The sequence below is a fragment of the Methylocystis silviterrae genome, from assembly GCF_013350005.1.
GTDB lineage: Bacteria > Pseudomonadota > Alphaproteobacteria > Rhizobiales > Beijerinckiaceae > Methylocystis > Methylocystis silviterrae.
The window spans coordinates 20,966-46,506 of the sequence record NZ_JABVWW010000016.1; the positions used below are offsets into that span (position 1 = coordinate 20,966).

The 25,541-nt window shown below is 60.8% G+C and carries 21 protein-coding genes, 1 tRNA gene and 1 pseudogene; 9 read left to right on the forward strand and 14 right to left on the reverse strand.

Annotated features, from left to right (window positions below; all coding sequences use genetic code 11):
• Nucleotides 1-66 precede the first annotated feature (66 nt).
• The 7 genes from HUN39_RS14795 to HUN39_RS14825 all read right to left on the reverse strand — a co-directional run bounded on the left by HUN39_RS14795 (nucleotide 67) and on the right by HUN39_RS14825 (nucleotide 6,620).
• Nucleotides 67-675 carry a DUF3047 domain-containing protein gene (locus tag HUN39_RS14795; RefSeq protein WP_332310769.1) on the reverse strand — a complete coding sequence of 203 codons (609 nt, stop codon included), beginning with the start codon at nucleotides 673-675 and terminating at the stop codon, nucleotides 67-69.
• A 175-nt stretch (nucleotides 676-850) separates the two neighbouring features.
• Nucleotides 851-1,708, reverse strand: coding sequence for a DUF547 domain-containing protein (locus tag HUN39_RS14800; RefSeq protein ID WP_175095259.1), 858 nt, complete (start codon nucleotides 1,706-1,708; stop codon nucleotides 851-853).
• Nucleotides 1,709-1,872: 164 nt separating this feature from the next.
• Nucleotides 1,873-2,028 (reverse strand): hypothetical protein, encoded by a 156-nt coding sequence (locus HUN39_RS14805; RefSeq protein WP_175095260.1) that lies wholly within the window; start codon nucleotides 2,026-2,028, stop codon nucleotides 1,873-1,875.
• An 868-nt stretch (nucleotides 2,029-2,896) separates the two neighbouring features.
• Entirely contained in the window at nucleotides 2,897-3,472 is a 576-nt protein-coding gene (locus HUN39_RS14810; RefSeq protein ID WP_175095261.1) for a carboxymuconolactone decarboxylase family protein, read from the reverse strand.
• Nucleotides 3,473-3,505: 33 nt separating this feature from the next.
• The gene (locus HUN39_RS14815; RefSeq protein ID WP_175095262.1) at nucleotides 3,506-4,201 is read right to left on the reverse strand and encodes a TVP38/TMEM64 family protein; all 696 of its coding nucleotides are present in this window, start codon (nucleotides 4,199-4,201) and stop codon (nucleotides 3,506-3,508) included.
• Nucleotides 4,198-5,625: a dihydrolipoyl dehydrogenase family protein gene (locus HUN39_RS14820; protein ID WP_175095263.1), complete on the reverse strand. Its 1,428-nt coding sequence runs from the start codon at nucleotides 5,623-5,625 to the stop codon at nucleotides 4,198-4,200. The genes HUN39_RS14815 and HUN39_RS14820 overlap by 4 nt, the downstream gene beginning before the upstream one ends.
• Nucleotides 5,622-6,620, reverse strand: a complete 999-nt coding sequence (locus tag HUN39_RS14825; protein ID WP_175095264.1) for a radical SAM protein — start codon at nucleotides 6,618-6,620, stop codon at nucleotides 5,622-5,624. The genes HUN39_RS14820 and HUN39_RS14825 overlap by 4 nt, the downstream gene beginning before the upstream one ends.
• 186 nt (nucleotides 6,621-6,806) lie before the next feature.
• Here HUN39_RS14825 and HUN39_RS14830 point away from each other — a divergent pair, with 186 nt between their 5' ends.
• On the forward strand, nucleotides 6,807-7,475 hold the full coding sequence (locus HUN39_RS14830; RefSeq protein WP_175095265.1) for a TIGR04283 family arsenosugar biosynthesis glycosyltransferase: 669 nt from the start codon (nucleotides 6,807-6,809) through the stop codon (nucleotides 7,473-7,475).
• 2 nt (nucleotides 7,476-7,477) lie between these two features.
• Nucleotides 7,478-8,086 (forward strand): TIGR04282 family arsenosugar biosynthesis glycosyltransferase, encoded by a 609-nt coding sequence (locus HUN39_RS14835; protein WP_175095266.1) that lies wholly within the window; start codon nucleotides 7,478-7,480, stop codon nucleotides 8,084-8,086.
• Here the strand turns inward: HUN39_RS14835 and HUN39_RS19610 are convergent.
• Complete coding sequence (locus tag HUN39_RS19610; RefSeq protein ID WP_175095267.1) at nucleotides 8,063-9,385, reverse strand: adenylate/guanylate cyclase domain-containing protein; 1,323 nt, start codon at nucleotides 9,383-9,385, stop codon at nucleotides 8,063-8,065. The genes HUN39_RS14835 and HUN39_RS19610 overlap by 24 nt on opposite strands.
• Nucleotides 9,386-10,366: 981 nt before the next feature.
• Here HUN39_RS19610 and HUN39_RS14845 point away from each other — a divergent pair.
• The 7 genes from HUN39_RS14845 (at nucleotide 10,367) to HUN39_RS14875 (ending at nucleotide 19,055) form a co-directional block, all read left to right on the forward strand.
• Nucleotides 10,367-11,215, forward strand: a complete 849-nt coding sequence (locus HUN39_RS14845) for a sterol desaturase family protein (protein ID WP_175095268.1) — start codon at nucleotides 10,367-10,369, stop codon at nucleotides 11,213-11,215.
• A 444-nt stretch (nucleotides 11,216-11,659) separates the two neighbouring features.
• Entirely contained in the window at nucleotides 11,660-11,983 is a 324-nt protein-coding gene (locus HUN39_RS14850; protein ID WP_175095269.1) for a hypothetical protein, read from the forward strand.
• 170 nt (nucleotides 11,984-12,153) lie between these two features.
• Nucleotides 12,154-12,561 (forward strand): FixH family protein, encoded by a 408-nt coding sequence (locus tag HUN39_RS14855; protein ID WP_232366120.1) that lies wholly within the window; start codon nucleotides 12,154-12,156, stop codon nucleotides 12,559-12,561.
• Nucleotides 12,562-12,599: 38 nt separating this feature from the next.
• Nucleotides 12,600-13,796, forward strand: a complete 1,197-nt coding sequence (locus HUN39_RS14860) for a TolC family protein (protein ID WP_232366121.1) — start codon at nucleotides 12,600-12,602, stop codon at nucleotides 13,794-13,796.
• Nucleotides 13,793-15,169: an efflux RND transporter periplasmic adaptor subunit gene (locus tag HUN39_RS14865; RefSeq protein WP_175095271.1), complete on the forward strand. Its 1,377-nt coding sequence runs from the start codon at nucleotides 13,793-13,795 to the stop codon at nucleotides 15,167-15,169. Before HUN39_RS14860 ends, HUN39_RS14865 begins: the two co-directional genes overlap by 4 nt.
• Nucleotides 15,166-18,348 (forward strand): efflux RND transporter permease subunit, encoded by a 3,183-nt coding sequence (locus HUN39_RS14870; protein ID WP_175095272.1) that lies wholly within the window; start codon nucleotides 15,166-15,168, stop codon nucleotides 18,346-18,348. The genes HUN39_RS14865 and HUN39_RS14870 overlap by 4 nt, the downstream gene beginning before the upstream one ends.
• Before the next feature lie 630 nt (nucleotides 18,349-18,978).
• Nucleotides 18,979-19,055, forward strand: a tRNA-Met gene (locus HUN39_RS14875).
• Here the strand turns inward: HUN39_RS14875 and HUN39_RS14880 are convergent.
• The 6 genes and pseudogenes from HUN39_RS14880 to trbL form a co-directional block, all read right to left on the reverse strand.
• Nucleotides 19,012-20,673, reverse strand: coding sequence for a recombinase family protein (locus HUN39_RS14880; protein WP_175095290.1), 1,662 nt, complete (start codon nucleotides 20,671-20,673; stop codon nucleotides 19,012-19,014). The genes HUN39_RS14875 and HUN39_RS14880 overlap by 44 nt on opposite strands.
• 428 nt (nucleotides 20,674-21,101) lie before the next feature.
• Entirely contained in the window at nucleotides 21,102-21,386 is a 285-nt protein-coding gene (locus tag HUN39_RS14885; RefSeq protein ID WP_175095273.1) for a DUF2274 domain-containing protein, read from the reverse strand.
• On the reverse strand, nucleotides 21,383-22,591 hold the full coding sequence (locus HUN39_RS14890; RefSeq protein ID WP_175095274.1) for a TrbI/VirB10 family protein: 1,209 nt from the start codon (nucleotides 22,589-22,591) through the stop codon (nucleotides 21,383-21,385). Before HUN39_RS14890 ends, HUN39_RS14885 begins: the two co-directional genes overlap by 4 nt.
• A complete protein-coding gene (gene trbG, locus HUN39_RS14895; protein WP_175095275.1) occupies nucleotides 22,588-23,583 on the reverse strand; it encodes a P-type conjugative transfer protein TrbG in 996 nt (331 codons plus the stop codon). The genes HUN39_RS14890 and trbG overlap by 4 nt, the downstream gene beginning before the upstream one ends.
• On the reverse strand, nucleotides 23,580-24,263 hold the full coding sequence (trbF, locus tag HUN39_RS14900; RefSeq protein WP_175095276.1) for a conjugal transfer protein TrbF: 684 nt from the start codon (nucleotides 24,261-24,263) through the stop codon (nucleotides 23,580-23,582). Before trbF ends, trbG begins: the two co-directional genes overlap by 4 nt.
• A pseudogene (gene trbL / locus HUN39_RS14905) lies at nucleotides 24,263-25,540 on the reverse strand (P-type conjugative transfer protein TrbL). Before trbL ends, trbF begins: the two are co-directional and overlap by 1 nt.
• Nucleotide 25,541: the final 1 nt, after the last annotated feature.

The following is a 25,541-nucleotide window of genomic DNA, read 5'->3' on the forward strand; positions in this document are numbered from 1 at the left end:
TGCGCCGCCTGGTCGAGCCGTCAGCTGCGAAATTAGAGCAATCAGAGATTCAACTCTTAGTGACTACTAGCGTCCGTCCACTATCGGCCCGAACAGGGCGGATGCGGGCTCATTCGTCTGATCATTGTCGTTGAACACGGCGATGAAATTCAACTCGCCTGGCTCCTTGCCGAACACATTTCTATAGTCGCCGGCGACGTCACGCTCTTCGGCGCGCATAAGACCGATGTCGGCGCTTCCGCGGAGTTGGATATAGGCGAGGCTTTGGTGTCGCTGGGAGCGGATGATCGATCCGTTGTGCAGGGGCGTCGCCGTCCAAACATAGCCCAACGTCGGAACGTCGCGATTAAGAAACGACGGCTTGCCGAAAACGAACATGATCATTGCGCCGAAATCTTCGGTTGCGAGCTTTCGCAAATCTGCCGTGGCCTGGAGTTGGTCGACGCGCCATCGCCACCGAACGCGCGTCAGCTCAGCGCCGTCTCGTTCAACTGGTTGATAGAGACCGGATGCGGATTTTTGAGGGATGCTACGCAACATGGCGCCCTGCGCGCTCTCCTCGACGCTGAAATCGTTTCGGCCAACGAAGTCGATCCGCTTCGCGCTAGCCAGCGCCTTTGCAGGATCTAGCAGGAGACTTTCCGCCCGCGCGACGGACAAGGCCGTCCACGTCACACAGAATATCGAAATAGCTCCTGCGCCAAGCTTCGCTTTTGTCAATTTCGTATCGCTCCCCGTCTTATAACGAGCCGTTATTCCATGAACCAGTCATGACTGACGACCGGCGACATGCCGCTCATGAAAAATTTGCGTGCCGACGCGCGTCCTGCCGGAATAGCGGAGCCCCGCTTCACCGCAGGACATCGTTGAGCGTCCAATCGTAATGATGACTGCTGATCGATCTTACAGAGTCGAGTTTTAACCTGAGAGACGGAGTCGCATATTTGCGGAGATGTCTGAGGACGCCCACATCATCGCCGCCGAAGTCCGACTTGAACCATTCGTAAATCGACGAAACCACGAGCCGGCCGCCGGAGAAATTCGTTCCTCGCGGGTTGTTGACATAGGCTTTCGCCGCCGCGTCGAGTTGCGCGTCGAGGCGGGCGCCGGTGAAGGCGTGGGTCTGTAGATTGGGACAGCCGACCGATGCGCAATTTACGGAATAATGCGCTCGCGGATCCTTGAACAGTGGCCGCAGCACGCCGTGCTCGATGTCGTCGAGACTGAATTCGACGCCCTGCAGTGTCAGCACTTTGGCCTTCCATGGGCCGCCGGTGAACGCCGCAAAGAGCCCGCCGCCGAGCGAGACGTTTTTGATCGACGAGACAGGATAGTGATCCAGCACGATGTCGATCGTCTTTGCATTATAAAGATTAGCGAGGAAGGCGAACTGCTCCGAACGGCCGAGCGTTCGCGGGTCGACGGCGCGCAGGCTTTCGAGATACTGCTTTAACTCTGCGTGGCCATTCGCTTGAAAGCTTCCATAGTCCACCCGGTTCAGCCCGTCATCGCCCGGATGCACATAGGTTTGCAACAGACGGTCCCACGCCGAGTGATCGACAACCACGGAAGGATCATTTGCAGCTTCGCGGAAGAGATCCGCGGGCTCGGTTGTCGCCGCGGCCGCGTAAGATATAAGCGCGAGAAGTGACGCCACGCGCACACCCCCCCAAAAAGCTACGTCAATCACTTCGGCAATTCTTCGCATTCGCGGCTCCTTCTAGGCAGCAATTCCGCCGTCGACTCTGGCGGCCGTTCCAGGGCATACGTTTAAGAGTTGACGTTCCTCGCGATGTGCGCGGGTCTCGCGGAGATCACATCGTCGGCCCGGCGGCGAGCGCCGGGATCGCACTTGCTTGATTGCTTGCTCGACTAGAATCTTGCCAGGATCGGTGGTGGGGGCGCAAACAGATTGAAGTGATAATTCACGCCCGCGCGGACGGTGTGAAATCGTGTTTCCTCGCGATTGCCGGCAAAAAATGCGTTTCCGCCGTTGTTGCGCAGATTGGTGTAGAGAGGCTGCTTCATCTTGCCGTTCCTTCGCACTGGTTTTGATCTGGAGCTCGCGGCCTTATTGCATCGACTGCATTTGCGCGCCGGTCACGAAGTGACTTTAGCGGCGAACGCTTTCCATGTTTCCCAGTTCGCAAGGTCGAAGAGGAAAGTTACACGTGGACGAATTCATTGATGCGAGAACGGCGGCAAATGGAACATGTCCTACAAATACCGCGACGCATGTCGTCAAACGGAAAAATCAAAACGAAGCGCTAGCGTAAGCGATGTCTCATGCGAAGGCGATCAGCGATGCAAGGCCAGGGCTTTCGTCATTGCCGGTTCAAGGCCTGTCTTGGAAGACAATGAACCGACGCGCTACGACGCTTCACGCGGATTGCTTTTCGACGACGCATCAGCTGCGGCGACTCGTTACGCGGCGAAGCGCTCGCCGCTCCACCTGTTCAGAAGAAATTGCACAATTGGAACGCGGGGCCGCGTGCTGCCGCTCTCGTTAAGAATGGATCAAAAGCTCTCGACCATGCGCTACGATGGCGCTCAACCGACGGCGATGAGCGTGACGACAAGGATGACGACAGCAGCCGCAGCGTAGATCGAAAGAGCAGCCGTGATGGCGTTCATGAGCGTCCTCCTGTCTTGCGCGGCGAAACGGGCGCTTAGATCTCGCGCTTCGAAGCGTTGGCCGCATTCGACAATGGAATCTTCGAACGAACTGTCTGAAAGCTACAAACGCCGTGGAAGCGTCGCAATTGCGATGCGCGCGATCGGCGAACATTCAGTGTTCAGCAATTCCGTCACGGAATTGGGCGCGTGCGAGCCTCCGTCGTTCGAATCGCGATCATGGCGCGCGCAGTGACTCATGAGCGTCGAGCGACGGCGTGGACTATAAGGAAAGCAAGTTCGCGCTCGATTGCGCCGGCACGACGCAAAAGCCTTGAGGCGGAACATCGAGCGCCGCGTTGAATTTTGATGAAAGGTTTTGAAACGCGATTAAACCGGTCAATTCGACGATCGTGTCGTCGGGCCATCGCTGCTTGAGTCTCGCTCGCAAGTCGTCGCTTACGCCCGGCTCAGTGATCGTCATTGCTTCGGCGTATTCAAGAGCGAGCTTTTCGTCCGCGGTGAAGAGCGCGCTCTCCCGCCATGCGGGGAGCGCCTCAATTTTCTGCATTGGGACGCCGCGCTTCGCTAGCGTCGCCGAATTGATGTCGACGCAAAACGCGCAATGATTGATTTGCGAGACTCGCACTGTCACCAGAGATCGTAGTGCAGGCGAGAGCGGGGACGACCGCCGATCCAGCGCGCCATAAAGTAATGCGACAGCCGCGAAAACCCAAGGTGAGCGACCCCACAGCAGGCCAGGATCGAGCACGCGGCCATAGGTTCGCCGTTGCTTCCAGAAGAAAAGGCGAATGATCCACGGATAGTCGGTTATCTCTTTCGCCGGCACAACGGACATTTGGGGGATTCCCATCAGTGAGAGAGATGAGGTTCAAGACGGCGCTTTGCGCAATCGGCGCAAGGCGACCGGCAAGAGCGACAAAAGACCGAGCCCAACAAGGGCGGCGATCAGGGTCGGACTGAATACGTCCTTCAGCCGCACATCGTCTCCGGCGTCGAATACTTGCCCCAGGCTTGCGCCAAAGGCTGTGTAGACCGTAGTCCCCGGGATAATCCCGAGAGCGGTCGCAGCAACATAGGGAGCAAGGCGCATATCGAGGAGCGCCGGGGCCAGATTGACGGCCCAGAACGGGAAGGCCGGCACAAGGCGCAGGAAGAGCAGATAGCTGAAGGCGTCCTTGCGAAAGCCCTCGGCCATGCGGGCAAGAAACGGCCCGGCGCGTTGACGCAGCAAATCGCCAAACGCCGAACGCGCGATAACAAACAGGAGCGTCGCCCCCACCGTCGCGCCAATGACGGTCAGCGTCGCGCCAAGCGGCACGCCAAAGAGGAAGCCGCCGGCCAGCGTCATGATTGTCGCGCCTGGCAGGGAAAGCGCGACAACGGCGGCATAGGTAAGAACAAAGCCGATCGCCGCCAAGAACGCGTGAGACTCGACAAAGACGACAAGTAGGGCGCGATGGTCTTTCAGAGCTTCGAGCGTCAGGTAGCGATCGAGCCGGAACGCAAAAGCGGCCGCGACGAGCGCCACCAGAACAAGGAGAGGGGCGACGCGTTTAAGGTTCATCCGAAAAGTCCCAGAAAGCGCACGAGTTTGCGCGTGCGCGGAGAAAAGAGCGTGGGCGTGTAGTAGCTCCCAGCGGCCCGCTTGGAGATTTCGCTTAGCGTCGGATAGGGTGCGATGAGATTGGCGATGGCGCCGATGTTCAGGCCTTGAGAGATCGCTAACGTCCAGGGCGCGATCAATTCGCCGGCCTTCTGGCCGACCATCGTCGCGCCGAGCACCCGCCCGCGCTTGGTCGTAAGGACTTTGAGAAAACCGCGAGTCGTCCCCTCGGCGCGCGCGCGGTCGTTGTCTCGAAATTCGGCGCGCAGCACTTGCGCGCCGTCGCCATAGTGGTCCCGCGCCTGTTCTTCGTTGAGACCGACCTGAGCGAGTTCGGGGTCGGTATAAGTGACCCATGGAAAGGGCGATGGCTTGCTTTTCGCTGGCAACCGGAAAAGCGCATTACGAATGATGATGCCGGCGTGATAGTTCGCCATATGCGTGAATTGAAGTCCGCCAATCACATCTCCGGCGGCGAAAATGCGTTTGTTCGTCGTGCGCAGGCGCGCATCAACCTCGACGCCCTTTCCGGAGAAGCGCACGCCGGCCGCCTCTAAGCCAAGATTTTCGATATTTGGCTTGCGGCCCGCAGCAAGAAGCAGATGCGAGCCATCGAGGCGTTTCTCTCCAGCCTCCGTCTCAATCACGAGCGCGACGCCGTGATTTCCGTTCTCTACCCGTGCGATTGTTGTGTTTTCCAGTATGTCGACGCCCTCTTCGGCGAGCGTCTCGCGCACGACGGCGACCGCGTCCGGATCATCTTTGGGCAAGATGGGACCAATATCGAGCAAGGTGACTTTCGCGCCGAGGCGCCGATGCGCCTGCGCCATTTCACAGCCGATCGGCCCGGCGCCAACGATGAGCAAATGGTTCGGTAGGACCGAATTCTCGAAGATCGACTCGTTCGTGAAATAAGGAACGTCTTCGATTCCCGGAATGTCGGGGATCGCGGCGCGGCTTCCTGTCGCGAGCACGAAGCGCCGCGCGCGGATGATCTTGCCGCCGGCTTCGATCGTTCGTTCATCTATAAACCCGGCGCGCGCCTGGATTACCGTACAGCCTAACCCAACAAAGCGCTCAACCGAGTCGTGCGGCGCGATCGATGCAATCACGTCATGCACATAGGCGTTGACAGCCGCGAAATCGACGCGGGGCTCGCCGCCATGAACGCCGAAGCGCGTCGCTCGCGAAACCGCATTCGCGGCCTTGGCGGCCGCGAGAAGCGATTTCGACGGCACGCAGCCTGTATTCAGGCAATCTCCGCCCATGCGGTTTGCCTCGATAAGAATCGTCTGGGCGCCCATCTGCGCCGCGCCCGCGGCGACGGAGAGACCGGCGGAGCCGGCGCCGATAATGCAAATGTCGCACGTGATTTGTTCGCTCACGATCCATTGTCTCCCTTCGCGCTGCATGAAGCGCCGCCAAGAACGCAAAAACGCGAGCAGAAGACATGATTGAGACTGACCGGGCGAAATGACTCCGCGAGCGTCGTCCCCAACTCGAAACCAAGCGCGTCCGGCAAAAGCGTGCAGGACACAACAACAGGCCGCTCGGCTCCCTTGCGCTTGATCACCATCCGCGAAGTCGCGCACATCATGTCCATGGGGGAGCGGCCCAATATGCTCCAGCAGCCTTCGCTGATCTCAGGCACATCTTCGCGCGCGTCCATTTCCGGGAAGAGGACCAATCGAGCGGCATCGTCTGCGTCGACGCCCAACCCCAGCCTGTCGAACAGCGCGCGAAATCCGCCTCGCGTCTCGGCCTCGGTCTCGTCCCATACGAGACGCGAAGCGATGGTCAGATCAAAATTATTCCAAGCCAGCCAGCGAAGCCCGTCGATCGCAGGTTTCCAGCTGTTGGGTCCGCGAATTTTTTCATGGCCAGCCGTTTCGTAATGGTCGAGCGATACGCGTATCGTCAATCTGCCAGGGAATCTCGCGCTGAGATCGAGCAGCTTCGCCTTCGCGCGCTGCATCGGTTTCATCCCATTCGTGAGGACAACAACCCGATGGCCAGCGTTGAGGCAATCTTCAAGCATTCCCAGCGCATCGGGGTTCATGAAGGGCTCGCCGCCGGTGAATCCGATTTCTAACGGTCCATCAGAGAGCCCCGTCGCTTCCATCAGGAAGGCCGCCGCCTCAGCGCGCGTCAGATAGGAAAGGCGGTCGTTGCGCGGCGAGGATTCGATATAGCACCCCTCGCAGGCGAGATTGCAAAGCGTCCCTGTGTTGAACCACAAGGTTTCAAGACGGTGAAAGGGAACCGTCGCGCGGCGCTCACCCTTGGCCGTGAGGTCTGGATCAGTGAATTGGGCGGCAGCCCGGGAAAGGTCTGCGCGAACGCCTTCCCCATTCAAGACACTGACCGAAGGGACTCTCATACGACGGTTCCTTGATGTTCAGTTAAGCAATTCGAATCTGCGCTACAAAAGGTTTCACCGCTGCGGCGGATATGTCGCGCCGCAGCTATATAGTCGGCCAACTGCCTTCCTCGAGGATGTTTTCTAATCTTCGGCACGGAAGTAACCTTTCCCGGGTCGCGACGAAGGCCTCAATAGGCGGTCAGCATGAGCCTATCGATTGTCATTCCGATCTTGAACGCTTCGCAAACGCTGCCAGGAGCGCTGGCGGCGCTGGCTGGCGTCGACGGCGAAGTTCTCGTCGTCGACGGCGGCTCGACCGATGCTAGCGCCAAGATGGCGCACGACTGGGGCGCGCGGGTCATTGTCGCGCCGAGAGGACGCGGCCCGCAGTTAAGCGCCGGCGCCGAGCAAGCAGGGGGCGACTGGCTCTTGTTTCTTCACGCCGATACTTTGCTGGAGGAAGGCTGGCGGAAGGCCGTGACCCATTTTTGCAAGGACCCGGCAAATCGGACGAAGGCGGCGACCTTCCGCTTCGCTCTGGATGATCCATCACGGCAAGCGCGACGTCTGGAGCGAATGGTCGCCTGGCGCGTTAGGAGACTGGGCTTGCCCTATGGCGATCAGGGCCTGCTTATTCATCGCGACCTTTATCGCGCTGTCGGCGGCTATAGGCCGCTGGAGCTGATGGAGGATGTCGACCTCGCGCGCCGGATCGGTCGGCGCCGCGTCGTAGCGCTTCCCGTAACGGCGCGCACCTCCGCCGCGCGGTGGCGCCGAGAGGGATGGCTGCGGCGTAGCGCTCGCAATCTTCTCTGCCTTTTGCTCTATTTTGCGCGTGTTCCGCCTCGGTTGATCAAACGTGTCTACGGCTGACGATGGGTCTTCGCGCGCATCTTGTCATTTTTACGCGCGCGCCCCGATACGGCGCCGGCAAGCGGCGCCTCGAGGCAGGCATAGGGCCTATGCAGGCGCTGAGGTTTCAGCGCGTTATGCTGACGCAAACACTTCGACGTTTCGGCGCCGATCCGCGCTGGACAACGTGGCTCGCGGTGACGCCCGATCGTTCTGGACCGTGGCCGCCTCGCTTCGACGTTTTGCCGCAGGGCAAAGGCGACCTCGGCGAGCGCATGGCGCGGGTCGCAAAGGCGTTGCCGGCGGGACCCGTACTCATCATGGGCTCCGATGTGCCGCGGGTCACGATTGCCGAAGTGGCGCGCGCTTTTCGGGTGTTGGGCAATCACGACGCGGTTTTTGGTCCTGCGGCGGACGGTGGCTATTGGGCCGTTGGCTTTCGCCGCCGACCCCACTTCGTTGATCCCTTCCGCGACGTGCGGTGGTCCACGGAACATGCGTTATCCGACAGTCTGGCGAATTTAGCCGGCGCTTCGGTCGCGATGCTCAATATGCACGAGGACGTCGACGACGCCGCGTCGCTCGCGCGTCTTTCCGGTTGGGAGTTTCTATACGGTCTCCGCCGCCGGTAACCGAGGTCCATTGGAGGAACGCCCCGCCTCTATTAGAACCGCGAGATCCACTGGATAGTCGACGCCCGCAATTTCGCGCCCAAGACGATAACCCCACCTTTCGGTTGATGCGTAACCTTGGGACCGAGCAAGTTCAAACGTCGCCGAATCGGTTATGGCCGTCACCCGCTCAATCTTGGAGTGCTTTTCGAGCCGGGCGCCGAAATTGACGGCGTCGCCGATAATCGTGTACTCGAGCCTTGTGCTGTCGCCAACCGCGCCAAACAAAACATCGCCCGTTGAGACCGCCAAGCCAAACGAGGGCGCCACTAAGCCGGCCTCGATGCGCGTAGCGCGCCACGCCTCAAGCTCCGACGCGATTGCATCGACAGCGCGGAGCGCGTCAGCGGCATAAGTTTCGTTTACGATCACAGCGCCAAAACTCGCGAGGATGCCGTCGCCGAGGAATTTGTCGATGAATCCTCCGCTACGCTGAACGAGCGGTATAACGCGTCTTTGATATTCGCCGAGCAGCTGCATTACCTCTCGAGGCGTCAGGCGGCGAGAAGTCCTTGTGAAATCGCGCAAGTCGATAACGAGGGCGGCAGCCGATCTCAGCTCCGCCTGACCGGCCTCGATCGGCGCCTCGGCGCGCGCGATTCTCTGCGCCAGGCCTCTTGCGACGAAGCGAGACAACTCGTTGGCAGCAGCATGATCGACGACGCAACGCAGAACAAGTTGCCGCGTTCTCCGCAACGCTAACGCCAGCACCGCCGTAACCATGAGAATCGAGACAATCTTGTCAAATTCCGCGCCGAGCAGAATGCTCGACGAATTCATGTAATGGACATAGTCGTGAGTGACCGGAGGATTATCCGATTGCGCCACGATGGCGTAGAGTAAGAGACCGCCCCAGCCGGCGGCGCTGACCGCTCCTGCGAGCAACACCCATCGCGCCTCGAAACTCAATGTGCGCAAAGCTATAAAGATAAAGACATAAAGCAGCGTTGGCGCCTTCAAGTAAAAAGCTGGCGGCTGACCATATTGAAGATGAAAGCTCCAAATCAGCAACATCAACACGCCTATATCGACGATGATCGAAAGCGCGACATGCCAATCCGCCAGTCGGTTTTGATAAATCAGGATGAGCCTGACGATGATGAACGCGCCATAGGCCGCCAGCGTCCACGGAACGGACTCGAATGCTTGCGAGGGTAAAGCTCTTGGCGCGAGCGCATAGAGCGCGCTCCAAATCAGCAGCAATGCGCCTTGCGCCCAAGCGATAAGCAGTTCTCCCTGTTTATGTTCCTGCGCAATCACTCCTCTCAACCGTGACGGAATATGAGCCGGCGCCGGCTCGCCAAGCGGAGCCGCCGCTAACGAGCGCCAGAATTGCGAAATTGCGCGTCGGAACATCGTCGTTGTGTGAGCCAAGGAGTTCATGGTGGGTGAGTGGCTTAATGTTCTTTCGGCCAGTTGTGGGCCTTTGCTTGCTCCCATGCAGTTCCAAGCGATTCCGTCAGGCTCGGCTCACTGGCAAATTGCGTAGCCAAGGCAGGGGTCGCTGGCGCCGGACCTGAGTGAATTGACGATTTTTGCGCTACCGCCTGCGACGCCAATGAAGAGCAGGAATGCGAGCAACGCGATTTGAACTGCCTTTTTCAGGTCGTCCTTCCTTATTGGCTCCATCCTTGGCGGCATGAAACCCTTCTCGCGCTGTACCGTATTCGCTCGTCGGCGCGCCCCACAATTCCGCCTACGGACGTGAGTGCTCTGATCGTCAAGCAGGATCAGGACGCGACTGCGAATCCGCTACGAAGATACGCCAATAGGAAGGTCTAAAACATTCTTCGAAATAGGCCGGTTCTTGGTTACGGCGCTGACTGAAATTCTTTTCTGAAGAGATTTCGAAAACTTGAGGGTCGTCACCTCTATCGACGACATCGTCCTATCAGCCGCCGACCTTTAATTCGCACTCGGATTGGCTGTTCAAGCCGTCACCGCCGCTCCTCAGAGTAACGTAACGCCCAATCAATTTAACGGTCCCTCTCATCCGCCCTCTACACGTGCGGGATCCCGAAATTGGCTGACAAAGCGTCGCCGAAATTGTACTTCGTCAAGCGCTGGGTCAGGCGCCCTTACGCGGTGAGGAGGATGTTGACATGATCTTCTCGACGCTCCTCTTGGTTTCAGTTCGATCGAGACCCAAGTCTCAAATGAAATGCCGTGAGTGGCGCCGAGCATTTCTGGTCTCGGATTGAACTGTCAATCGACACGCCTCAAGGCCTCCTTGTGCCAGACATGACCTTCGTCGAGTTCCTCCTTGCCTACGAACCCCCGATCCGCCTGGGGGTTTTCGCCAGCGTCCTCGCCGCGATGGCGCTTTGGGAACTGCTGGCGCCGCGGCGACGCCAAGCCGTTGGCCGCCTCCAGCGCTGGCCCAGCAACCTCGGCATCGTCGTGATCGACACCTTGCTCGTTCGCTTCACCTTTCCGGTTGCCGCTGTCGGCGTGGCTCTGGTTGCCGACGACCGCGGCTGGGGGCTGTTCCGGGCGTTAGGAGCGCCAGCTTGGCTCGCGCTCACCGCCGCGATCATTCTCCTGGACCTCGCCATTTACCTGCAGCACGTACTGTTCCATGCCGTGCCGGTGCTGTGGCGGTTACACCGCATGCATCACTCCGACCTGGAATTCGATGTGACCACCGGCGCGCGGTTCCATCCGGTCGAAATCCTGCTCTCGATGGTGATCAAGATCGGCGTCGTCGCCGCGCTCGGGACGCCGGCGGTCGCCGTGCTGCTTTTCGAAGTGCTCCTCAACGCGACCTCGATGTTCAATCACGGCAACGTCCGCCTTCCGAAGAGGTTCGACAAAGCGCTGCGCTGGATTCTCGTCACGCCCGACATGCATCGCGTTCATCACTCGGAGGCGCCACATGAAACCAACAGCAATTTCGGCTTCAACCTGCCCTGGTGGGATCGGCTGCTCGGGACCTATCGCGCCCAGCCGGCGGCCGGTCACGAGGGCATGATAATCGGCATCGAGCAGTTCCGCGACCCGAGCGAACTGCGCCTCGACCGCATGCTTCTGCAGCCGTTCCGGGATGACGACCGCAGCTATCCGTTGGGCCGGCGGGGCCCTGCCTCATGATGCCGTAGATTCACGTGCGAGTGTATTAGCAGCGTTCGAGGAGCCCGAATCGCCAACCGAAGTACAGAACGCTCGATGGGCGCTCAATGCACGCCTGGCGGCGGCGCAACATTCAGGATTGAAGGGATGCGACGCTGGCAACTCCCGAGTTGACGGCTTCGGCGCTCAATCGCGCACTGATACAGGCGGCGTGCGAAGGTCCCGACGGACGGACCGACCTTCACGTCGTAGGCGCTTCTCACCTTCGGCCGGCCGGCCCAAGCGCAAGCGCGACGCCAAAAGGCGGTTACCGCCGCGGTCTTGAGGTGGACGAACGGGAAGTCCGCATCATGGGCCACAAGAGCGCCTTGCCGTACACGCTCGTCGCCGCGTCAAGCGGAACTGGCGTCCGCCACAGTTTTGCGGGCCGAGGAGTCCGTGATATCAATCGCGCAGAGGACGACAATGAAGCAGAACTGGCTGCGCCTAATCGTCTCCGCGATGGTTGTCGTCGCCGCACTCTCGGGCGCGGCGGCCAGTTTTGCTGCGCCAGTCGCGAATTCATGTGTGGGAATGTCGGCGGCGGAGGATTGTCCGGACCATCCGGTCGACCACACGGCGGCGCTGCGACACTGCGATTCTCTCATCTGCGGGGCGATTCAGCTCGCGCCTCACGCAACCTTCACGCTGGCGCGCATGGCGGAGGTAGGGCTGCGGACGCAGCTTTCCGACGATGCGACGCATCGAGGCGTCTTGAGCCCGCCGGGCCTTCGTCCGCCAATCTCTTAAAGCTGGCTAGCGCCAATTTTTTCAGCGCGCCTTGGCGCGTCGACGGCCATGTCGCCGGCCCCCTTGCTTTGCGCTGTTCAAATCGGCCTCCGCCCGTCCGCGCGCGAATTTGCGCGGAATAGTCGCGCGACAGCATTTCCTCAGCACCAGCTTCCGAATGGAAGCGAGAGATGACGCTAATGCCAAAGAAACACATGCAGCTTGCCAGGGGCGCGCTGCTGGCGCTCCTGATATTTGGCGCAGGACAAGCCCGCGCGGCCATCGACGATTATACTTTTGAGCTGGTCCAGTCGGCGCTCAAGAGGGGACGAGGGGTCATTGACGTGCGGTTGATTCACAAGCCGGACGGGAAACTCGTGTCCGGCGCCGTAATCTTTGCCATGAGGCTCGACATGGCGCCGGACGACATGGAAGCGATGACAGGCGCCATTGAGTCGACAAGAGCCTCGCAGCCTGGTCTCTATCGATTTAAGGTCGACCTAACCGACGAGGGACGTTGGCGCATCTCCCTTGCGGCGAAGCTTCAAGGAGAGATCGGAACGCTTCAGAACCGTCTTGTCTTTCGGGTTACGCGATGATGCAACGTCTCCGTTTGCCTCTAGTTGCAGCCCTGCTCTTGAACCTATCGATTGCGTCCGCTTCGGCGACCGATCGTGACCTTCCCGGCGTAACGGCTGAGAGCGTCGTTGCGTTGGCAAAAAAACTCAGCCCCGAGGTGGCGGCCGCGGTTCTCGATGCGGATTCCGCCTCCCAGCGCGTCGGCGCTGCAGGCGTCCAGCCAGATCCCGTGGTCACGTTACAAGCTTGGGACGTGAACAGTCGTGGAGTCGGTCAGCGGTGGATCGGCGCCCAGCAGACGTTCAGGCTTTGGGGGAAGACTGATCTGGAGAGGGGCGTCGCAGAAGCGGACGCCGACGCCGCCTGGCATCGCAGTCATGCAATTGAGATTGACCTCGTCGCACGCGTCAAGACCGCTTTCGCTCAATACAACGCCGCGCAGCGCGCAGTGGCGTTGTCGAAGTCGTTGAAGCAACGGGTCGACCAACTGCTTGAGCTGTTGCGCCTGCGCTATGGCGCAAGCTCAGTCGAGCAGGAGGATGTCATCAAGGCAGAGCTCGAAGCCGCCAACGCCGCCGCAGATGTCGCGCGCCGCGAAGGGGAGGCGAAATCTGCGGCCGCCAGATTGAACGCTTTGATCGGGCGCGACGCGCGCTCGCCGCTTGGCGCGCCCAAGGGTTTTCCCTCTCTCAAAACAAAACTGTCGCTTGCGGGAGTTCAGGATCTCGCACGCGCGTCCAACCCGCAGCTCGCCGCCACGCATGCTCAAGTGCGATCCGCAACGACGGCCAAGAAGCTCACCGATCTGAATTACTATCCGGACATCACCGCTGGCGCGAACTTCGTGCAACGCCAGACCGGCGAAAACAGCGGCATGTTTATGCTCGGCTTTACTGTGCCGCTGCAATATGAGGCGAAGGACGCCGAACAGCGGGCGGCGAGCGCCAGTGTTGGGGCCGCGCAAGCGCGCAACGAGGCGCTCCGCATCCGCCTCGACGGCGAAGTCGCTGAGGCATGGTTCCGGCTCGAGGCCGTCCGCAAGGCGATCAGGATATTCGAACAGCGACAGCTCCCGCCGGCGAAACTGTCGATCGAAACGGCGCGCAGCGGATTCGACGCGGGCACGACGAGCTTGGCCGCGCTCCTCGAATCTGAGCGTCGCTTGCGCGCCATCGAGCTGGAGCTCCTCGGCTTGAAAATCGAGGAGCAGAGCAGATACGCCGACCTCGAACGCCTCGCCGGAGGTCCGCTATGAAGGGCGCGAAACTTCTTTTCGGGGCGGCTCTCGCTGTGGCGGCATTCGTCGGCGCTGGCGTCGTGTTTTGGCGCGCCAAAGAGCCGGTGCGCGCGCCTACCGAGATCCATGCGGGAACTGGGCCGGTGATCTACTACCGGGATCCGGACGGGCTCTTCTATTCCGCCGAGCCGAAGAAGAACGCTGCAGGAAAGGACTATGTCGCCGTCCGCGCCAGCGAAGACGTGTCCTTCGAAGACAAGCCGCCTGCGTCTGGCCATCAAGAAAGCCGCGGCCGTCGCATCCGTTATTACCGCAACCCGATGGGCCTCCCCGACACGTCGCCTGTTCCAAAGAAAGACCCGATGGGAATGGACTATGTGCCCGTCTATGAAGACGAGACGCAGGATGCCTCCACGGTCGTCATCAGCGCCACCAAGTTGCAAAAGACGGGCGTACGTTCGGAGCCTGTCCAGCGGCGGATGATCGCCGTTCCTGTTCGGGCGTCTGGCCGCGTGGACTTTGACCCGCGACGCATGTCGGTCGTGTCTCTCCGTTTCGAGGGATTCGTCGAATCCGTCGAGAAGTTCGCGGAGGGCGATTATGTGCGCAAGGGCCAGCCGCTCATGCGCATCTACGGGCCCGACCTCTCCAACGCCGCGGCCGAATATGTCGCGGTGCTGAACGCCCATTCCTCGGCGCGAATCGAAGGCGCACGGCGGCGGCTCGTCAATCTTGGACTCGACGACGCCATGATCGCCGCTATTGCGCGGAGCCGCCGCGTTCCCCGCGTCATTACATGGCCGGCGCCGCAGGATGGCCACGTCATCGAACGCAAGGCCTTAAGCGGCATGCGCGCGGCGCCCGGAGAGATGCTGTTTCGCATAGTCGATCATAGCGTCGTGTGGGTGCTCGCGGATATTCCCGAACGAGACGTGGAATCCGTCGCCGCGGGTCAGACGGTGATCATCCGCACGAGGTCCTATCCGGATCGGCCCATCAAGGGACGCGTCGCGCTTATCTATCCCCATCTGAACATGGAAACGCGCACCGCGCGCGTGCGCATCGAACTACCGAATGCGGAAGGCTTGCTGCTCGGCGATATGTACGCCGACGTAGAGATCGAAACCGGCGGCAAGGGGAAGGTCCTCGCCGCGCCGGAAAGCGCGATTATCGATGCAGGCAAGCGACAGGTCGTGCTTCTCGACAAAGGCGAAGGCCGCTTCGAGCCGCGACAAGTCAAGATCGGCCGTCACGGAGACGGCTATGCGGAAATCGAAAGCGGCGTCGCCGAAGGAGACCGCGTCGTTACTTCCGCCAACTTCCTGATTGATGCGGAGAGCAATCTGAAAGCGGCGCTAGAGGCGCTCGATCATGGCGAGGCGGGCAAATGATCGGCCGGCTTATCTCCTGGTCGGCCCGCAATCTCGTGCTGGTGTCGGTTGGGACCTTCTTTGCGATCGCCGCCGGCCTCTATTCGCTGCGAACTCTGCCTCTAGACGCCATCCCGGATCTTTCGGACGTGCAGGCGATCGTCTTTACCGAATATCCGGGACAGGCGCCGCAAGTCGTGGAGGACCAAGTCACCTATCCATTGGCGAGCGCCATGTTGACGGTTCCGCGGTCGAAGGTGGTGCGCGGCTTCTCCTTTTTCGGCGTCTCCTTTGTCTACGTGATTTTCGAAGACGGGGTGGACGTCTATTGGGCGCGTTCGCGCGTGCTCGAATATCTGAGCGCCGTGACAAAACGTTTGCCGGCCGGCGCCTCGCCGGTTCTCGGTCCTGACGCGACGGGCGTCGGCTGGGTCTATCAATATGCGCTCGTCGCAAAGCAAATGACGCTTGCTGAATTGCGCTCGCTGCAGGACTGGACGCTGCGTTACGGGCTCGCAAAGGCCGAAGGGGTCGCCGAAGTGGCGAGCGTTGGCGGCTACGTGCGACAGTATAACATCGTCGTTGATCCAAACCGGCTGCGCGCCCTCAACATTCCCCTTTCGAAGATTCGTCAAGCCGTTCGCGCCAGCAACGCGGATGTCGGCGGCCGAACGGTAGAGCTTTCAGAATTCGAATTTATCGTTCGGGGACGGGGCTATCTGAAAAGCCTCGCCGATATCGAAAACATCGTTTTGCGCGCCGGCGAGGGAACGCCGCTCCTTCTCAAAGATGTCGCGCGCGTTGAGCTTGGGCCCGATGAGCGGCGCGGAATCACCGAGCTCAATGGCGAAGGCGAGGTCGCGAGCGGAATCGCCGTGCAGCGTTATGGCGCCAACGCCCTGACCGTCATCGACAATGTTAAGGCGGCGCTGGCGCAGATCGCGCCAAGTCTTCCCAAGGGCGTTGAGATTGTCCCGGTCTACGACCGTTCCGAACTTATCCACGCCGCGATCGAAACCCTTCGCGGCACGCTTGTCGAGGAAAGCGTCATCGTCGCGCTCGTTTGCGTTGTCTTCCTTTTGCATTTCCGCAGCGCGCTGATCGCGATCATCATGCTGCCGGTCGGCGTGCTCATGGCCTTCGCGGCGATGAAGGCGCTCGGGCTCGGGTCCAACATCATGAGCCTGGGGGGCATCGCCATCGCCATCGGCGCGATGGTCGACGCCGCGATCGTGATGATCGAGAACGCCCACAAGCGGCTGGAGCGGGCCGCGCCCCATACGCCGCGCCTCGACATTCTGATCGACGCAGCGACTGAAGTCGGTCCGGCGTTGTTCTTCAGTCTGCTGATTATAACGGTCTCGTTCCTGCCGATCTTCACGCTGGAGTCTCAGGAGGGCCGGCTGTTCAGCCCGTTGGCCTTTACAAAGACTTTCGCCATGGCGTCAGCGGCGCTGCTATCCGTTACGCTCGTGCCGGCGTTGATGGTTGTTTTCGTGCGCGGCAAGATCGTCTCGGAGGAAAGAAACCCGATCAACCGGGCGCTGATATCTGTCTACCGGCCGATCATCCGCCTAGTCATGAACGCGAAGATTCCAACGATCCTTCTGGCTGTCGGCGTTCTTGTCGTCACGATCCTTCCCGCGCGCCAGCTCGGTTCGGAGTTCATGCCGGCGCTCAACGAAGGCGCGCTGCTTTATATGCCGACGACCCTTCCAGGTCTTTCCGTGACCAAGGCTGCGCAACTGCTGCAGACGCAGGATCGGATCATTAAATCCTTTCCCGAAGTAAGGTCAGTTTTCGGCAAGGCCGGCCGCGCATCGACGGCGACCGACCCCGCGCCGCTCGAAATGTTCGAGACCATCATCAATCTCAAGCCGAAGGATGAATGGCGGCCAGGCGTCACGATCGACAGCCTCGTCGCGGAGATGGACGCCGCATTGCAGTTCCCAGGCGTTTCCAACGCTTGGACCATGCCGATCCGCAACAGGATCGATATGCTCGCAACCGGCATCAAGACCCCGGTCGGCGTCAAAATCATGGGCAATGATCTTTCGAAACTCGAAGGGCTCGCGCGGCAGGCCGAAAAAGTCATTAGGGGCGTGCGTGGCGCCTCGTCCGCCTATGCCGAGCGCGTGATGGGCGGGTATTATCTCGACATCGAGCCGGATCGAGGAGCGCTTGCGCGCTATGGACTGATGATCGACGACGTGCAGGGAACAATTGCGACGGCGCTCGGCGGCGAAGTCGTGACCACCACGGTCGAAGGACGCGAGCGCTATGGCGTCAACATCCGCTACCCCAGGGACTTTCGTTCAAGCCCTCGAGCGATCGCGAGCGATGTCCTCATCTCGCTTCCCGGCGGCGGAACCATCCCGCTTGGCGAGGTCGCAAGGGTTGAGCTGGTCCGCGGCCCCACCTCCATCCGCACGGAGAATGGACAGCTCGCCGTCTACATCTTCGTCGATATCCGAGACCGTGACATCGGCAGTTTCGTGGCCGAGGCCCGCAAAGCGGTTAGTGACGCAATCGATTTTCCAGCGGGCTCCTATGCCGTCTGGAGCGGTCAGTTCGAATATCTGCAGCGCGCCGAGACACGCATGCGCATTGTCGTTCCGGTCACGCTCGCAATCATATTCTTGCTACTCTATCTGAACTTCAGGCGAATTACCGAGACATTGATCGTCATGCTGTCCCTGCCTTTCGCCCTCGTCGGCGGCGTTTGGCTAATGTGGCTCATGAAATTCAACATGTCCGTCGCTGTTGGCGTGGGCTTCATCGCGCTCGCCGGCGTCGCCGCGGAAACCGGCGTCGTCATGCTGATTTATCTTGACGCAGCGATGAACGAAGTCGCCGACGCGCGCGCCAATCAAGGTAAAGCGTTCACAAAGGCGGATCTTCGCGAAGCCATCATGCTCGGCGCCGTTGAACGGGTGCGCCCCAAGATGATGACGGTCGTCGCCATCATGGCGGGCCTCGTGCCGATATTGTGGAGCACAGGCGCCGGCTCTGAGGTGATGCAGCGTATCGCTGTCCCGATGATCGGCGGCATGGTCTCCTCAACCTTGCTGACGCTTATCGTGATCCCGGCGATCTATGCGCTGATCAAAGGCATAGGATTGCCCGTAAGAGGACCCGAAAGGGGCCAAGAGATGCGGGCTTTGAAATCGGAGCCGCCGCGAGCTGGGTTGAACGTCTGAGCTGTTACGAAGCGGCCGGACAATAGTTCGGCGCCAAGCCATGCAAGCATCGCGACAGGGAGCGCCCGTTCGATCCGTGAAAGGAATTCGTCGGCCTCTCTGAGTCTGTCCGATCTTGACGCCTCCTCACGTTCCGACATCACTTGGCGCGCCCGCTCTTCGGCCGTGCGGCCGCGCTGTTGGTTGCTGCGACGCAAACGCCGCCGGGCGTTGTTGCAAGCGTCATGCTCCCCCCACCCAGGGTCAGTATCGCAGGCCATGTGGGTGACCATCGACGTAACGCGCGGCGAACAGATTCTTACCCCGCCAGCTTGCTGTTTACACGTTCGATTCCATCATTTTCGCAAGGCCGGCCTTGGCCGAGACAACACCCTTCTCCAGGGCAACGCCAAAGAGATCAAAACTGACAGCCAATTCGATCGGCGGATCGAGGAAAGGCCGAGGAAGCCGGCGTCGCGACTGAAAAATCGCAGTGTCGGTGGTGGATTCCGCCCCCGATCCGGCCCTAGGGGCTTTTATTGTTTTTTGTCGCGCTACAAATGTGATTGTCGCGCTATAATTCCCGGCCTTGACTTGCGCGGGGACGCCGACCTATATCGCAAATTCTTCCAGACCGCTGAGGCGGGTCGGGGCGGAGTAGCTCAGTCGGCTAGAGCAGAGGAATCATAATCCTTGTGTCGGGGGTTCGAGTCCCTCCTCCGCTACCATCTTACCCCACACTCCCCGAACGCGGTTGGGGTAGGCCTGCTCACCGAGCAGCGCCGTTAAGCGGCCTGATATCTCAACCTGAACGCCGCCGATGCGAGCGCCGTCTCGGAACACGGTGACTGTCTCGACCAAGTCCCGGATGGCCTGCGCACATTCCATATCGCCATCTCTGATTCCGCCTGCCAGAGCTGCTTGGAGGCGTGTCAGCTGCTCTTCGTAACGGGCGAGCATGGCTGGATGCAGCGCGACGACCTCGGTGGTCGGCGTCGATTCCGCGAGTTCGCCGATGATCTGTTTGCGCTCGCCGTCCAAAAGCGTCGACTTGGGACCCAGAACGGCCGGATCCCCCTGCCCCTTCGCGATGGCGTCGACCAGACGGTCAATCTCACGGTTAAGTTCTCCGAGCCGTCGCTCGAGCCGCAAACGCTTGCGATTAGCATCAGCGGCAAGCCGTTTGCGTTCGGCATGATAAGTGCGGACATATTCGGCGATAACTTCGGGACGGCGGAGTTCGGCAGCCAGTCCATTGAGCACAACTGCTTCAACGGTCTCGAGATAAAAGGTCTTCGGATCAGGGCATATGCCGCTTTCGGTCGCCGCCGAGCATCGGATGCGAACGCGTCCAGATGGATCCTTGCCGTTGCTTGCCATCCCGGCACCGCACGCTCCGCATTTTAGCAATCCCGATAAAATATGGCGGGGGCGGCGCTGCCGACTTGGATGCGTGACACTGCGCGACTTTTTTCGCCTCTGGGCAGCTTCAAAAAGCTCCCCGCTGACAATTGCTAGGTCAGGAACACTCGTCGTTTGCCAATCGCTCTCGGTGTTTGGACGAGAAATTCGCTTTCCCGTGTCCGGATCTTTCACCATTCGGACCTTGTTCCAAACGAGCCGGCCGGCATAAAGCTCATTGTTCAGAATTCCGTTTCCGCGCTGCATATTCCCGTTGATCGTGGAAGCATTCCATACCCTACCACGAGGCGGGGGAAACTGCTCGGCATTGAGCTCGTGAGCTATGTCGCGCGGCGTGCGGCCAGCGACATAGTCGCGAAAAATTCGACGCACGATATCCGCTTCCGCCTCGATTATCGTGCGCTTCCCCGGATCGCCGGGCACGGGCCCGTAGCCGTAGGTGCGACCGCCAGCATTAAGGCCCTTGTCCACGCGTCCTGCCTGCCCCCGTCGTACTTTGTGGGCATTGTCTTCGCGGTAGAGCTGTCCGACCAAACTACGCAGTCCAACCAAAACGGTATTGACAACGCCCTCATGGACCGCGCGCATTTCGATACCTAATAACGAGAGGCGTTTGTGGATGCCGGCAAGGTCCTCCATATCGCGAGAGAGCCGGTCGAGCGCTTCGACGATAATCACGTCGAACGATCGTTCACGCGCTTTGTCCATGAGCGCAAGCAAACCATCGCGTCCAAGAATAGATCCGCCAGAGCGTGCACGGTCGTCAAAAACCGCGACAACGTCGAGGCTTTCGCGTTCAGCGTATTTTCGACAAAGGGCGACCTGATCTTCTATCGACCTTTCATCCTGAAGGTCGGTCGAGAAGCGAGCATAGATCGCGGCGCGTTTCGTTTTGTCGGGTCTCGTCAGCGCATTCGCGCGCATGATCTTCTCGCGCAGCCTGGCGAGCGAGGACGCGCGCGAGACAAAGAATCGCGCTATCCAGTTCGACTTGCAAGGCCTGTTTTTCTAATCGATTTGGCTCGCTTCGCTGAAGATGCGGATGAGGAATATTTAGCCGTGAATCCTCCGCTCTAGCAGGGCATGGGTGCTCGTTCGCGCTGCGCTGAGACACAGCAACAACGTTACGGTTTCTCTTTGTCCGTGCGATCCTTTCCGCATTGTCCATGTTCCGATCATGGCCGCACAATCTCGTCGGTGTAAGTCAATCGCGCTCCGTGTCGAAGAAAAGGATGTTATCTCGCGTAAATCGGATGCCGATGATTTCCAGCTGCTCGCAGATAGTAGCGCGACGCTGACCTACGCCCCAGTATGGCTGGCCGAGAATGATAATCCGGCGCTACGCCGACTCCTCAGACTTGCGCGGAAGACGGCGAAGAAAGGCTGAAGGGCGATTTTGGCGGCGCCGGCGCGGCAGGTTTCTGGGTGGGATTGCGCGCTTTCGCAAAGCCTCGATCGCTCGCGATAAATTTTTCCAGCATCGGCGCGATGAGCTTTGCGGGCTCGACGGGCTTGCCGGTTTCCTTCGCGAGAATCTCCGCATAAGCGACCAGATTTCGGTGAAGCGCGGCTGATAGCGTAACGGTGAGCTTCACCGGTTTGTCGTCATCGATCCCGGCGAGTTTCAGTTTGGTCATGGATCATCCCGCTGCGCAGCGATGGTTGCTCTCTCTCGGTATGGCGCGAGCACAAGATCGCGCGTGATGATGACGCGCACGGGAAAACCCGGCCTGATGGTCAGCGTCGGCTGAATGTTGAGATTGCGGCCGACGATCTGTTGGCCTGTCTGATTGAGGCTTTGCGCGCCGCCGCGACGCAGCGCCTGGATGAGCACGCTTTCTTCGCCCGTCGTTCCGAGCTGGGTTCCGACGCCGAGAATGGTCGATACCGCGGCGGCCCCCGCCAGTCGCAACCAATGATGATCGACCTCGTCTTCGAGCCCCGAATAGCCAGCTGCGTCGGCGCCTGGCTGGCGCTCCAGCACGATGGATTGGCCGTCCGGAAGGATCAGCCGATTCCACACGAGCAGCACGCGCGATTGGCCGAAGGCTATTGACGAGTCATAGACGCCGATCAGCTTCGCGCCCTGGGGGATAAGCAGGAAGCGCCCGGTCGGGCTGTCATAGACGTTCTCGGTGACTTGCGCAGTGATCTGCCCGGGAAGATCGGAGCGGATGCCGGTGACGAGCGCGGCGGGAATGACGGCGCCGGCTTGCAACACGTAACGAGAAGCGGGTTGCGCCAGACAATCGGAACTCACGGTGCGACGATCGGCGGGCGCATTGACGAAGGCGAGTTTGCGGTCCTGCATATTCTGGATCGCGTTTGGATCGATCGGCGGCGCCTCGCCGAATTCGACATTCGGCGACGCGGACGCGGTTCCCGACGCAGGGGCAAGAGCGCCAGCCGCCGGACGCTCATGCGCATTCGTCGATGCGAAGAGTTTCGCGGTGCGCGCCGCTTCGCGTTCCTGACCGATGCGTTGTTGTTCTGGATCGACACTTGTTTGCGGCAATTGCCCCTGCGCGGCAAGGATCGGCCGACCGAGATCGCCGGGGAGCGGCGGGCCGAGCTTTGGAACGTCTTTTGGCAAGCCAGCGTAGTCGCGCGGCAGGTTCACGAGACCATCGGCCGTTGTCTTCGCCTCGGTGTTGTAAAGTTCCGGCGCGGGGCCGGAGCGCCCGCGCTGCTGCAGGGCGAAAACGGTGAGCCCCAGAATGGCGGTGGCGGAGACGCCGGAAAGCGCGATCAACACGCGTCGGGAGAGGCGTGTGACCGGCGGGCGTTCGGGACGAAGCCGCAATTCTTCAGCGAGCTTCCTCTCGTTCTCCGGCGCGCTCATATCGCCGGCCTCCCGTCGCTGCGCACGATACGAACGACTTGCTGTGAGTCGGCGCCAAAGCGCAGCTCCGCGGCAGCGAAGAGCCGGTCAATGATCATGTGATTGCCGCGCACGCGGTAATTGACGAGCTGGCTGTCGCCGGAGGCGCCGATGGTAAAGAGTGGTGGCGTCTCGCCCTGGGAGATCCCGCGCGGAAATTCGACATAGACCTTGCGGCCGTCGTCAAAGGCGCGCAGCGGTCGCCAGGGCGCGGCGTCCCCCTCGATCGCATAGCGAAAATTGAGCCTTGCGAGATCGAGCGCGACATCAATTGGCGCAGCGGCTTCGGCGGCGACATTCTGCCGGCGCAGCGCCATGAGCTCGTCCTGCGGATAGCACCAGGACACGGAAGCCATGTAGGTCTTCTCGGTCGAGCGCAGTTCGAGATGATAGGTGCGCCGGTCGGTGTTGATGACGAGATTGGTCATCAGATCGGCGCGCGTCGGCTTGACCATGATATGGGTTTTTTGCGTATTCCCCGCGCCGCTTTCCGTATCGCCGATGATCCAGCGCACCGTATCGCCGGCGGCGACGGGACCGGAGCCGACCAGCTGTTCGCCGTCCTGCAGGGCGATGTCGGTGATCTCGCCGGGGGAAGCGTAGACTTGATAGAGCGCGCCGTCGGAAAACGGATAGATTTGGACGGCGTTGATATAGTCGGCTCGCCTCGGCTGGATCCGCGCGGCGGCGTTGGCCTGTTCGACTCGTATTTTCGGATCGTTCGGCTCATCAGGTTCGCCCTTGCCTCGCGGCAAGATTTTGAGCTGGCCTGGCAGCGGCAGGAGTTTGGGGACTTCGACGATTTTGACTGGGCCCGGCGGCTCGCTCTGCAATGCGGCGGGAGCGGGAAGATCGTCATAGGCGATCTCCGGCGGCTTGACGGTCGAGCAACCGGTCAGCGCGGTGGAGCCGAGCAGCAGAACGATCGATGCGCGTAGCGAAAGCAGCGTCATTGTCCGAACTCCTTCGACCAGTTGACGGCGTGGATTAAGACGCCGAGCGGATTCTTGCGCAGGCGCTCGGCGTCGCGCGGCGGCTGAACGATGATGGTGAGGATGGCCGTCCAGCGTTCGGTCGATGCGAGACTCGCGTTCTCATAGCGTCGCTCGGTCCAGGCGACGCGGAAGGAATCGTCGGAGGCGCGAATGACGCTGGCGACCTCGATCGCGATCTGGATTTGTCCGATTTTGGCGAAGGGATCATTGGCGCGGGCGTAATCGTTTAGGGCCAGCGCGCCCTTATCGGTCGCGAAATCATAGGCCTTCAGCCAATTTTGCCGGACGATGATCGGATCGGAAGGGATGGCGCGGACATTCTCGACGAAGCGTGCGAGATGCCAGGCGATCTGCGGGTCGGTCGGCTTGTAGTCGGCGATGGCCGGCGCGATCGCCTGCGCTTCGCCGATCTTGTCGACCTGCACCACCCAGGGAACGATGGAGCCGCGCGCGCCCTGCCAGACGAGGGCCACGGCGAGGCCGCCGGCGAGAAAGAGATTGCCAAAAGCTATGAGCCGCCAGTTCTTCGCCTGCACCCGCGCCGCGCCGATGCGCTCGTCCCAGACTTGCGCGGCTTTTTGATAGGGCGTTTCGGGTTCGGGCGTGCGCCCGTAGCGGATGGAAGAGCGTTTGAACATCAGCGCGCCTCGGAAAGGTTGATGGACGCGCCGGCGCCATGGGCGTCGCCGGCGCGAATAGAATGAGCGGCGAGCGAGAGGCCGTGACTGACGGTCTGCGCGCGCTTTAGGCGCTTGGCCCAGGCGGGCTCGCCGCTCGTAAGAGGCGCTGTGGCGTCTGGCGTCATCGATGGATCGCTTCCGCCGCCTGCGGCTGGGGCCGTGCCGATCGCTGAAGCAGAAGAGAACTGCCCACGTGCCACGCCTATTCCTCCTCCCGGCCCGCCATTCGGCCCGGAAGGTGGAGCGCCAAATGACGGCGGTGCACTCGGTGATCCCGGTCCGCTTCCCGGCGGGATCATCGTTGCGGCTGCCGTGTCACGATTGCCGCCAAGGGAATCGAGGGCGCCGCCAGCGTAACGCGCCGCGCCATAGGTTGCGGCGGCGCCGCCGGCGACAATCAGGCCGGTTCCAACGACAGCGCCGGCGCCAAGCTGCGGTCCGCCCGAGACGATGCCATTTGCGACCCCGGGACCGAAGACGCCGAGGCCAAGAAGCGTCAGCGCCGCCAGCACCAATGTCATGGCGTCGTCGATCGTCGGCTGCGCGCCGCCAGCCCCTTGTGTGAATTGCGTAAACAGCATCGAGCCGATGCCGATGATGACGGCGAGCACCAGCACTTTGACGCCAGATGAGACGACATTGCCGAGCACGCGTTCGGCCAGAAAAGCGGTCTTGCCGAAGAGACCGAAGGGGATGAGCACGAAGCTGGCGAGCGTCGTCAGTTTGAACTCGATCAGCGTGACGAAGAGCTGGATCGCCAGAATGAAGAAGCTGAGGAGAACGATCAGCCAGGCGAAGAGCAGGACGGCGATCTGGATGAAGTTCTCAAAAAACGAGACATAGCCCATCAGACCGGAAATCGCTTCAAGGATCGGCCGGCCGGCGTCGATGCCGATCTGAGCGACGCGTCCGGGACGCAGAAAGTCCGCCGCGGCGAGGCCGCTTCCGGCGGCTTTGAGGCCAAGCCCGGAAAAGCTTTCGAAGACGATGCTGGCGAGATGGTTCCAATTGCCGATGAGCTAGGCGAAGACGCCGACGAACAGCGTCTTCTTGACGAGACGGGCGATGATGTCCTCGTCCGGCGCCAGACTCCAGAAGAGCGCGGCGAGCACGATGTCGATGACGACCAGCGTCGACGCCAGAAAGCCGACTTCGCCGCCAAGGAGGCCGAAGCCGGAATCGATATAGGAGGTGAAGACCTCGAGAAACCGATCGATGACGCCGGTCCCGCCCATG